This window comes from Pseudomonas paraeruginosa (assembly GCF_003025345.2).
Taxonomy (GTDB): Bacteria; Pseudomonadota; Gammaproteobacteria; order Pseudomonadales; family Pseudomonadaceae; genus Pseudomonas; species Pseudomonas paraeruginosa.
On sequence record NZ_CP020560.1, the window covers coordinates 2,759,149 to 2,771,583 of the forward strand.

Consider the following 12,435-nt stretch of genomic DNA (forward strand, 5'->3'; position numbering starts at 1 on the left):
ATGAACGCAGAAGATTCCCTCAAGCTCGCCCGCCGCTTTATCGAACTACCCGTTGAGAAGCGTCGGGTGTTCCTCGACACCCTGCGAGGGGAGGGAATCGATTTCTCGCTGTTCCCGATTCCGTCCGGCGTGGCTTCTGCCGAGCGTGATCGGCTGTCCTACGCCCAGCAGCGCATGTGGTTCCTCTGGCACCTGGATCCGCAGAGCGGCGCCTACAACCTGCCCAGCGCGGTGCGCCTGAACGGGCCGCTGGACCGCCAGGCGCTGGAGCGCGCGTTCGCCAGCCTGGTGCAGCGTCACGAAACCCTGCGCACGGTGTTCCCGCGCGGCGCCGACGACAGCCTGGCGCAGGCGCCGCTGCAACGCCCGCTGGAGGTCGCCTTCGAGGATTGCAGCGGCCTGCCCGAGGCCGAGCAGGAAGCCCGCCTGCGCGAGGAGGCGCAGCGTGAGTCGTTGCAGCCGTTCGACCTGTGCGAGGGACCGTTGCTGCGGGTCCGCCTGATTCGCCTGGGCGAGGAGCGGCATGTGCTGCTGTTGACCCTGCATCACATCGTGTCCGACGGCTGGTCGATGAACGTGCTGATCGAAGAGTTCAGTCGTTTCTACAGTGCCTATGCGACTGGCGCGGAACCCGGCCTGCCGGACTTGCCGATCCAGTACGCCGATTACGCCCTGTGGCAGCGCAGCTGGCTGGAGGCCGGCGAGCAGGAGCGCCAGCTGGAGTACTGGCGCGGCAAGCTCGGCGAGCGGCATCCGGTGCTGGAGTTGCCGACCGACCATCCGCGTCCGGCGGTTCCCGGCTACCGTGGCAGCCGCTACGAGTTCAGTATCGACCCGGCGCTGGCCGAAGCCCTGCGCGACACCGCGCGGCGCCAGGGGCTGACCCTGTTCATGCTGTTGCTCGGCGGCTTCAATATCCTCCTGCAACGCTATAGCGGGCAGACCGACCTGCGGGTCGGCGTACCTATCGCCAACCGCAACCGCGCCGAGGTGGAAGGGCTGATCGGCCTGTTCGTCAATACCCAGGTGCTGCGCTCGGAGTTCGATGGCCGCACGCCGGTGGCGTCGCTGCTGGCCGGCCTGAAAGACACCGTGCTGGGTGCCCAGGCCCACCAGGACCTGCCGTTCGAGCGCCTGGTCGAGGCGTTCAAGGTCGAGCGCAGCCTCAGCCACAGCCCGCTGTTCCAGGTGATGTACAACCACCAGCCGCTGGTGGCCGACATCGAGGCGCTGGACGGCGTGGCCGGCCTCAGTTTCGCCCCGCTCGACTGGAAGAGCCGCACCACCCAGTTCGACCTGAGCCTGGACACCTACGAGAAAGGCGGGCGCCTGCACGCCGCACTGACCTACGCGACCGACCTGTTCGAGGCGCGGACCATCGAGCGCATGGTGCGGCATTGGCAGAACCTGCTGCGCGGCATGCTGGAACACCCGCAGGCCAGCGTCGACTCGCTGCCGATGCTCGATGCCGAGGAGCGCGGCCAGTTGCTGGAAGGCTGGAACGCCACTGCGGCCGAGTACCCGCGGCAACGCGGCGTGCACCAGCTGTTCGAGGAGCAGGTCGAACGCAACCCGGAGGCGCCGGCACTGGCCTTCGGCGAGGAACGCCTGGACTATGCCGAGCTGAACCGTCGGGCCAACCGCCTGGCGCATGCCTTGATCGAGCGCGGGGTCGGTGCGGACCGCCTGGTGGGCGTGGCCATGGAGCGTTCCATCGAGATGGTCGTGGCCCTGATGGCGATCCTCAAGGCCGGCGGCGCCTACGTGCCGGTGGACCCGGAGTATCCCGAGGAGCGCCAGGCCTACATGCTGGAGGACAGCGGCGTGGAGTTGCTGCTCAGCCAGTCGCACCTGAAGCTGCCGCTGGCGCAAGGCGTGCAGCGGATCGACCTGGATCGCGATGCGCCCTGGTTCGAGGGTTACAGTGAGGCGAACCCGGATATTCATCTCGATGGCGAGAACCTCGCCTATGTCATCTACACCTCCGGTTCTACCGGCAAGCCCAAGGGCGCCGGCAACCGCCATTCGGCGCTGAGCAACCGCCTGTGCTGGATGCAGCAGGCTTACGGCCTGGGCGTCGGCGACACGGTGTTGCAGAAGACCCCGTTCAGCTTCGACGTGTCGGTCTGGGAGTTCTTCTGGCCGCTGATGACCGGCGCGCGCCTTGTGGTGGCCGCGCCGGGCGATCATCGCGACCCGGCGAAACTGGTGGCGCTGATCAACCGCGAAGGGGTCGATACGCTGCACTTCGTGCCGTCGATGCTGCAGGCCTTCCTGCAGGACGAAGACGTCGCCTCCTGCACCAGCCTGAAACGCATCGTTTGCAGCGGCGAGGCGCTGCCGGCGGACGCCCAGCAGCAGGTGTTCGCCAAGCTGCCGCAGGCCGGCCTCTATAACCTGTATGGCCCGACCGAGGCGGCCATCGACGTCACCCACTGGACCTGCGTGGAGGAGGGCAAGGACGCGGTGCCGATCGGCCGGCCGATCGCCAACCTGGCCTGCTACATCCTCGATGGCAACCTGGAGCCGGTGCCGGTGGGCGTGCTCGGCGAGCTGTACCTGGCCGGTCGGGGCCTGGCCCGTGGCTACCACCAGCGTCCGGGGCTGACTGCCGAGCGCTTCGTCGCCAGCCCGTTCGTGGCTGGGGAGCGGATGTACCGCACTGGCGACCTGGCGCGCTACCGCGCCGATGGGGTGATCGAGTACGCTGGGCGGATCGACCACCAGGTGAAGCTGCGCGGCCTACGCATCGAACTGGGCGAGATCGAGGCGCGCCTGCTGGAGCATCCGTGGGTGCGCGAGGCGGCGGTGCTGGCGGTGGACGGCAAGCAGTTGGTCGGCTACGTGGTGCTGGAGAGCGAGGGCGGCGACTGGCGCGAAGCGCTGGCCGCGCACCTGGCGGCGAGCCTGCCGGAATACATGGTGCCGGCGCAGTGGCTGGCGCTGGAGCGGATGCCGCTGAGTCCGAACGGCAAGCTGGAGCGCAAGGCGCTGCCGGCGCCTGAAGCAAGCGTGGCGCAGGCAGGCTACAGCGCACCGCGCAACGCAGTGGAGCGAACCCTGGCGGAAATCTGGCAGGACCTGCTGGGCGTCGAGCGGGTCGGCCTGGACGACAACTTCTTCAGCCTCGGCGGCGACTCGATCGTCTCGATCCAGGTGGTCAGCCGTGCACGCCAGGCCGGATTGCAACTGAGCCCGCGCGACCTGTTCCAGCACCAGAACATCCGCAGCCTGGCCCTGGCGGCCAAGGCGGGTGCGGCGACGGCGGAACAGGGGCCGGCAAGCGGCGAGGTGGCGCTGGCGCCGGTACAGCGCTGGTTCTTCGAGCAGGCGATTCCCAATCGCCAGCAATGGAACCAGTCTCTCTTGTTGCAGGCGCGCCAGCCGCTCGACGGCGACCGGCTGGGGCGTGCCCTGGAACGCCTGCAGGCGCAGCACGATGCCCTGCGCCTGCGTTTCCGCGAAGAGCGCGGCGCCTGGCACCAGGCCTACGCCGAGCAGGCCGGCGAGCCGCTGTGGCGCCGGCAGGCGGGGTCCGAGGAGGCATTGCTGGCGCTTTGCGAAGAAGCCCAGCGCAGCCTCGACCTCGAACAGGGGCCGCTGCTGCGTGCGCTGCTGGTGGACATGGCCGACGGCAGCCAGCGCCTGCTGCTGGTCATCCACCACCTGGCGGTGGATGGGGTGTCCTGGCGCATCCTGCTGGAAGACCTGCAGCGTCTCTATGCCGACCTCGACGCCGATCTCGGGCCGCGTAGCAGTTCCTACCAGGCCTGGAGCCGTCACCTGCACGAACAGGCCGGCGCGCGCCTGGACGAACTCGACTACTGGCAGGCGCAACTGCGCGACGCTCCGCATGCGCTGCCATGCGAAAACCCGCACGGCGCCCTGGAAAACCGCCATGAGCGCAAGCTCGTCCTGACCCTGGACACCGAGCGTACCCGCCAGTTGCTGCAGGAGGCCCCGGCGGCCTACCGGACCCAGGTCAACGACCTGCTGCTGACCGCCCTGGCCCGCGCGACCTGCCGCTGGAGCGGCGACGCCAGCGTGCTGGTGCAGCTCGAAGGGCACGGCCGCGAGGACCTCGGCGAGACTATCGACCTGAGCCGCACGGTGGGCTGGTTCACCAGCCTGTTCCCGCTGCGCCTGACTCCGGCCGCGGACCTCGGCGAGTCGCTGAAGGCGATCAAGGAGCAACTGCGCGGCGTGCCGGACAAGGGCGTCGGCTACGGCCTGCTGCGCTACCTGGCTGGAGAGGAGGCTGCGGCCCGCCTGACCGCGCTGCCGCAGCCGCGGATCACCTTCAACTACCTGGGCCGGTTCGACCGCCAGTTCGACGAAGCGGCGCTGCTGCTACCGGCCGCGGAAAGCGCCGGCGCCGCCCAGGATCCGTGCGCCCCGCTGGCCAACTGGTTGAGCATCGAAGGCCAGGTCTACGGCGGCGAGCTGAGCCTGCACTGGAGCTTCAGCCTGGAAATGTTCGCCGAGGCGACCGTCCAGCGCCTGGTCGATGACTACGCGCGGGAGCTGCGGGCGCTGATCGAGCATTGCTGCCAGGACGGCAACCTTGGCGCCACGCCCTCGGACTTCCCCCTCGCGGCGCTGCGCCAGGAGCAACTGGATCGCCTGCCGCTGGCGCAGATCGAGGATATCTACCCGCTGTCGCCGATGCAGCACGGCATGCTGTTCCACTCACTCTACGAGCAGGCTAGCGGCGACTACCTGAACCAGCTCCGGGTCGACGTCTGCGGACTCGATCCCGCGCGTTTCCGCGCGGCCTGGCAGGCGGCCGTCGACCGCCACGATATCCTGCGCGCCGGCTTCCTCTGGCAGGGTGACCTGGAGCAGCCGCTCCAGGTGATCCACAAGCGCCTCGAACTGCCCTTCGCCGAGCACGACTGGCGCGGCCACGAGGGGCTCGCCGAGGCCCTCGACGAACTGGCCGCGAGCGAACGCCAGCGTGGCTTCGACCTGGAGCGGGCGCCTTTGCTGCGACTGGTGCTGGTACGCAGCGACGAAGACAGCTACCACCTGATCTACACTCATCACCACATCCTGCTGGACGGCTGGAGCAGCGCGCAGTTGCTCGGCGAGGTACTCGCTCGCTACGCCGGCGAGCCCGGGCAGGAGACGGGCGGGCGCTACCGCGACTACATCGCCTGGCTACAGGCGCAGGACAAGGGCGCCAGCGAGGCGTTCTGGAAAGAGCAACTGGCGGAACTGCTGGAGCCGACCCGCCTGGCCCAGGCGGTCGCCGCCGAGCGCGAGCAGGTCGGCGGGGGCCAGTTCCAGCGCAGCCTGACGCCGGCACGCACCGCGCGCCTGAAGACATTCGCCCAGCGGCACGCAGTGACCCTCAATACCCTGGTGCAGGCAGCCTGGTCGCTGCTGCTGCAGCGCTACACCGGCCAGGACACCGTGGTCTTCGGCGCCACCGTCGCCGGGCGGCCCGCCGAGCTGGCCGGGATCGAGCGGCAGATCGGCCTGTTTATCAACACCCTGCCGGTGGTCGCCACGCCGCAGCCGGGCATGCGCCTGGCCGACTGGCTGCAGGAGGTGCAGGCGCGCAGCCTGGCGCTGCGCGAGCAGGAGCACACGCCGCTGTTCGAGATCCAGCGTTGGGCCGGGCTCGGCGAGGCGCTGTTCGACAGCCTGCTGGTATTCGAGAACTACCCGGTGGCCGAAGCCCTGGAAAAGGGCTCGCCAGGCGGCGTGCGTTTCGGCCCGGTGAGCAACCATGAACAGACCAACTACCCGCTGACTGTCGCCCTGGGCGTCGGCGACCGTCTGTCGCTGCAATACAGCTATGACCGCCAGGCGTTTTCCGATGCCGCGGTCGAGCAGCTGGACCGGCACCTGCTGAACCTGCTCGAAGGCTTCGTCGACAACGCCGAACGGACGCTGGTCGAGCTGAGCCTGCTGGATGCCGAGGAGCGCGTGCTGATCGATTCGCTGTGGAACCGCAGCGAGTCAGGCTTCCCCGCTTCGCCGCTGATCCACCAGCGGGTGGCGGAGCGCGCGCGCCTGGCGCCGGACGCGCCGGCGGTGCTGTTCGACGACCAGGTGCTGAGCTTCGCCGAGCTGGACAGCCGGGCCAACCGCCTGGCACACGCGCTGATCGCCCGCGGCGTCGGGCCCGAGGTGCGGGTGGCGATCGCCATGCAGCGCAGCGCGGAGATCATGATTGCCTTCCTCGCCGTGCTGAAGTCCGGCGGCGCCTACGTGCCCCTGGACATCGAGTACCCGCGCGAACGCCTGCTGTACATGATGCAGGACAGCCGCGCGCACCTGCTGCTGACCCAGAGCCACTTGCTCGAGCGGTTGCCGATCCCCACCGGCCTGGCCTGCCTATCCCTGGACCGCGAGGAGGAGTGGGCCGGCTTCCCCGCCCATGATCCAGAGGTGGCGCTGCACGGCGACAACCTGGCCTACGTGATCTACACCTCCGGCTCCACCGGCATGCCCAAGGGCGTGGCGGTGTCCCACGGCCCGCTGGCCGCGCACATCGTGGCCACCGGCGAGCGCTACGAGATGACCCCGGCGGACTGCGAGCTGCACTTCATGTCGTTCGCCTTCGACGGCTCCCATGAAGGCTGGATGCACCCGCTGATCAACGGCGCGCGGGTGCTGATCCGCGACGATAGCCTGTGGCTGCCGGAGCAGACCTACGCGCAGATGCATCGCCACGGCGTCACCGTCGCGGTGTTCCCGCCGGTCTACCTGCAGCAACTGGCCGAACATGCCGAACGCGACGGCAACCCTCCGGCGGCCCGGGTCTACTGCTTCGGCGGCGACGCGGTGGCGCAGGCCAGCTACGACCTGGCCTGGCGCGCGCTACGCCCGCAATACCTGTTCAACGGCTACGGACCGACCGAAACGGTGGTCACCCCACTGCTCTGGAAAGCCCGCCCGGACGACGCCTGCGGCGCCGCCTACATGCCGATCGGCACGTTGCTGGGCAATCGCAGCGGCTACATCCTCGATGCCCAGCTGAACCTGCTGCCGGTCGGCGTGGCCGGCGAGCTGTACCTGGGCGGGGAAGGCGTGGCGCGCGGTTACCTGGAGCGTCCGGCGCTGACCGCCGAGCGTTTCGTGCCGGATCCCTTCGGCGCGCCCGGCAGCCGCCTGTACCGCAGCGGCGACCTGACCCGCGGCCGCGCCAATGGCGTGGTGGACTACCTGGGCCGGGTCGACCACCAGGTGAAGATTCGCGGCTTCCGGATCGAACTGGGCGAGATCGAGGCGCGCCTGCGCGAGCAGACGGCGGTGCGCGAGGCGGTGGTGGTCGCCCAGGCCGGCGCCAGCGGCCAGCAACTGGTCGGCTACGTGGTCCCGCAGGATCCGGCGCTGGTCGAGGATGTCGGTGCCCAGGCGGCCTGCCGCGACGCCTTGCGCAAGGCGCTGAAGGAACGCTTGCCCGAGTACATGCTGCCGGCGCACCTGCTGTTCCTGCCGCGCATGCCGCTGACCCCCAACGGCAAGCTGGATCGCAAGGGCCTGCCCAAGCCCAGCGCCGACCAGCAGCAACGCGACTACCAGGCCCCGCGCAGCGAAGTGGAAAGGCAACTGGCGACGATCTGGGCGGATGTGCTGAAGCTGGAGCAGGTCGGCCTGGCCGACAACTTCTTCGAGATCGGCGGCGATTCCATCATTTCCCTGCAGGTGGTCAGCCGTGCGCGCCAGCTCGGCATCCATTTCACTCCGAAGATGCTCTTCGAGGCGCAGACCATCGGTGCCCTGGCCCCGCTGGCCGAGGGCGGTACGCAGGTGCTGGCTATCGACCAGGGACCGGTGACCGGCGTCACGCCGTTGCTGCCGATCCAGCAGGGTTTCTTCGCCGAAGAGGTCGCCGAGCGCCACTGGTGGAACCAGTCGGTACTCCTGGAAGCCCGCGAGCCGCTCGATGCCCGGCACCTTGAGCAGGCCCTGCGGGGTGTGCTGGCGCACCACGATGCGCTGCGCCTGTCCTTCACCCGCGAGGCGGCCGGCTGGACGGCGCGCCACCGGGGTGTGGAAGAGGGCGCTGCGGCGCTGCTCCGCGTTGCTCGGGTCGCTGACCTGGCGGCGCTGCGGGCGCTGGCCGACGAAGTCCAGCGCAGTCTCGACCTGGCCGATGGGCCGTTGTTGCGCGCCCTGCTGGCGACTTTCGACGATGGCAGCCAGCGCCTGCTGCTGGTTATCCACCATCTGGTGGTGGATGGTGTGTCCTGGCGGATTCTCTTCGAAGACCTGCAGACTGCCTACCGGCAGTTGCTGGCGGGTCAGGCCGTCGAGCTACCGGCCAAGACCAGCGCCTTCAGGGATTGGGCCGAGCGCCTGCGGGCGTTCGCCGGTGACGGCGGCCTGGATGGTGAACTGGCGTACTGGCAAGGGCAATTGCAAGGCGCCTCCAGCGACCTGCCGTGCCTCGACCCGCAGGGCGACCAGAGCAACCGCCATGCCCGTTCGGTCGTTTGTGCACTGGACGCCGAGGCGACCCGGCAATTGCTGCAGGAGGCACCGGCCGCCTACCGCACCCAGGTCAACGACCTGCTGTTGACCGCGCTGGCGCGGGTGGTCTGCCGCTGGACCGGGCAGGCCGATGCGCTGATCCAGCTGGAGGGGCATGGCCGCGAGGAGCTGTTCGCCGAGATCGACCTGACGCGCACGGTGGGCTGGTTCACCAGCCTGTTCCCGCTGCGCCTGACCCCGGCCGAGGGCATCGCCGCGTCGATCAAGGGCATCAAGGAGCAACTGCGCGCGGTGCCGAACAGGGGCATCGGCTTCGGCGCCCTGCGCTACCTGGGCAGCGCGGCGAGCCAGGCAGCCCTGGCCGGGTTGCCGGTGCCGCGCATCACCTTCAACTACCTCGGCCAGTTCGACGGCAGCTTCGCCATGGAGGAGGGCGCGCTGTTCGTTCCGGCCGGCGAGCGCGCCGGCGACGACCAGAGCCCGGACGCGCCGCTGGCCAACTGGCTGGCGCTGAACGGACGCATCTATGGCGGCGAGCTGCGCATCGACTGGAGCTTCAGCGGCGAGCGCTTCGAAACCGCCAGCATCCAGCGCCTGGCCGACGCCTATCGCGACGAACTGCTGGCGCTGATCGCCCACTGCCGCGTGGCCGAGGGCCAGGGCCTGACGCCCTCGGACTTCCCGCTGGCGCGCCTTGACCAGGCGCGTCTCGATCAGTTGCCGCTGGCGCCCTGCGAAGTCGAGGACCTCTACCCGCTATCGCCGATGCAGCAGGGCATGCTGTTCCACAGCCTGTACCAGCAGGAGGCCGGCGATTACATCAACCAATTGCGGGTGGACGTCGACGGTCTGCATCCGGAGAGTTTCCGCGCGGCCTGGCAGGCGGCGCTGGACGAGCACGATGTGTTGCGCAGCGGGTTCCTCTGGCAGGGCGCCTTCGAGACGCCGCTGCAAGTGGTGCGCAAGCGTGTCGAAGTGCCGTTCAGCGTACTCGACTGGCGCGGTCGCGAGGACCTGGCGGCGGCTCTCGACGAACTGGCCGCCGGCGAAGGCCGGCTGGGCTTCGACCTGAGCGAGGCGCCGCTGCTGCGCCTGGTGCTGGTGCGGATCGACGAGCGGCGCCATCACCTGATCTACACCAACCACCACATCCTGATGGACGGCTGGAGCAACTCGCAGCTGCTCGGCGAGGTACTGCAGCGCTACCGTGGCGAAACGCCGCCGCGCTCCGGCGGCCGCTACCGCGACTACATCGCCTGGCTGCAACGCCAGGACGCCGCGCTCGCCGAGGCCTTCTGGCTGCCGCGCCTGCGTCGGCTGGACGAGCCGACCCGCCTGGGGCAGTCGATCGCCCAGGCCAAGCGACGCGGCAAGGGCTACGCGGAACTGTCGCGCGAACTCGATGGCGAGCAGACCCGGCGCCTGGCCGAACTGGCCCGCGAGCAGAAGGTCACGCTCAATACCCTGGTCCAGGCCGCCTGGCTGATGTTGCTGCAACGCTATACCGGACAGGACAGCGTGGCCTTTGGCGCCACTGTCGCCGGCCGCCCGGCGGAACTGAACGGGATCGAGGAGCAGATCGGCCTGTTCATCAACACCCTGCCGGTCATCGCTACCCCGCTTCCGCAGCAGAGCCTGGCGTCCTGGCTGCAGGCGGTACAGGGCGAGAACCTGGCCCTGCGCGAATTCGAACACACGCCGCTGTACGACATCCAGCGCTGGGCCGGGCAGGGCGGCGAGGCGCTGTTCGACAATATCCTGGTGTTCGAGAACTACCCCGTTTCGCAGATGCTCCAGCAGCAGGCCTCGCAAGGTCTGGCCTTCGGCACCGTGGGCAACCACGAGCAGACCAACTATCCGCTGACCCTCAGTGTGAGCCTGGGACAGTGTCTGGAATTGCAGTTCGCCTACGACCGCGAGCATTTCGACGATGCCGGCGTGGAGCGCCTGGATCGCCACCTGACGCACTTGCTGGCGCAGATGGTCGAGCGTCCGGCCAGCACCTGCCTGGCCGAGTTCCAGCTGCTGGAAGCGGCGGAGCAGCGCCAGGCGATCTTCGACTGGGGGCGCAACCCGGGACGCTATCCGGACGAGCGCAGCGTCGAGCAGTTGTTCGCCAGCCGCGCGGCGATGGAGCCCGAGCGGGTGGCATTGCTCTTCGAGGAGCGCCAGCTGAGCTACGGCGAGCTCAACGCCCAGGCCAACCGCCTGGCCCACCGCCTGATCGAACTGGGCGTGGGACCGGACGTGCTGGTGGGGATCGCCGTCGAGCGCGGGCTGGAAATGATCGTCAGCCTGCTGGCGGTGCTCAAGGCCGGCGGCGCCTACGTGCCGCTGGACCCGGAATATCCGCAGGAGCGCCTCGGCTACATGATCGAGGACAGCGGCATCGCCCTGTTGCTCAGCCAGAGCCACCTGCTGCAACGCCTGCCAGCGGCCGCCGGGATCGCCTGCCTGGCGCTCGACCGGGCACGGGACTGGCAGGACCGTCCGGCGCGCGACCCGCAGTCGCGGGCGCATCCGCAGAACCTCGCCTACGTGATGTTCACCTCCGGCTCCACCGGCCGGCCCAAGGGCGTCGGCATCAGCCGAGAGAGCCTGTCGCGGCATACCCACGTGTCGCTGGAGTTCTTCGGCATCGGGCCGGACGACCGGGTGCTGCAATTCTCCACCTTCAATTTCGACGGCTTCGTCGAGCAGCTCTACCCACCGCTCGCCTGCGGCGCCTCGGTGGTGCTGCGCGGCACCGAGATCTGGGACAGCGAGACGCTGTACCGGGAGATCGTCGAGCGACGCATCACCACGGTGGACCTGACCACCGCCTACTGGAACATGCTGGCCAAGGACTTCGCCAACCAGGGCGTGCGCGACTACGGCGCGCTCCGTCAGGTCCACGCCGGGGGCGAGGCGATGCCACCGGAAAGCCTGTTGGCATGGAAGGCCGCCGGGCTGGAGCATGTGCGCCTGCTCAACACCTACGGTCCCACCGAGGCGACCGTCACCGTCACCACCCTGGATTGCGCGCCCTACGTCGATGGCAGCATGGCGATCCCGGCGACCATGCCGATCGGCAAGGTGTTGCCGGGCCGCGCCATCTATCTGCTGGACGATGCCGGACAACCGGCGCCGGTCGGTGCGGTCGGCGAGCTGGTGATCGGCGCCGAGCTGCTGGCGCGCGGCTATTTCAAGCGTCCCGACCTGACGGCCGCACGCTTCATTCCCGATCCGTTCGACGAGCAGGGCGGCGGCCGCCTGTACCGCACCGGCGACCTGGCACGCTACGGCGCCGACGGGGTGATCGAGTACGTCGGTCGGGTCGACCATCAAGTCAAGGTCCGCGGCTTCCGCATCGAACTGGGCGAGATCGAGGCCTGCCTCGGCGAGCACCCGGCGCTGCGCGAGGCCCTGGTCATCGCCGTCGAGGGCGCTGCCGGGGCGCAACTGGTGGCGTATCTGGTGCCGCAAGCGGAAGCGCTGACTAGCGCCACGCTGGAGGTACAGGCCGCGCTGCGCAACGAGCTGAAGGCGCTGCTGCGCGACAGCCTTCCCGAGTACATGGTGCCGGCGCACCTGCTGTTCCTCGAACGCCTGCCGCTGAGCCCCAACGGCAAGGTCGACCGCAAGGCGCTGCCGGCGCCCGACGCCAGTCTCCTCCAGGAAGCCTACGTGGCGCCGCGCAGCGAGCTGGAATGCCAGGTCGCGGCGATCTGGCAGGAGGTGCTGAAGCTCCAGCGGGTTGGCCTCGACGACCATTTCTTCGAACTCGGCGGGCACTCGCTGCTGGCCATCAACGTGATTTCGCGCATTCAACTGGAGCTGGGCATGAAGCTCACCCCCCAACTGTTGTTCCAATTCCCGACCCTGGGGCTTTTCGTCAGCAATCTGGAAAAGGCCGGTGGGCAGGTCGACACATCGAAACTGAACAAGCTGGAAGCCCTGCTTGATGAAATGGAGGAAGTCTGAATGGACATGAGCGTAGCTTTGCGG

Annotated in this window: 2 protein-coding genes (1 of these 2 only partly in view); both read left to right on the forward strand. The window is 69.0% G+C overall.

The annotated features are described in order from the left end of the window. On the forward strand, positions 1-12,411 hold the full coding sequence (locus B7D75_RS13205) for a non-ribosomal peptide synthase/polyketide synthase (RefSeq protein ID WP_107114098.1): 12,411 nt from the start codon (positions 1-3) through the stop codon (positions 12,409-12,411). Continuing rightward, positions 12,412-12,435, forward strand: the 5' end (the start) of a protein-coding gene (locus B7D75_RS13210; protein WP_107114099.1) for a non-ribosomal peptide synthetase. 14,952 nt of this gene lie beyond the right edge of the window; the window shows 24 of its 14,976 coding nt (coding positions 1-24); it begins with the start codon at positions 12,412-12,414; its stop codon lies beyond the right edge, outside the window.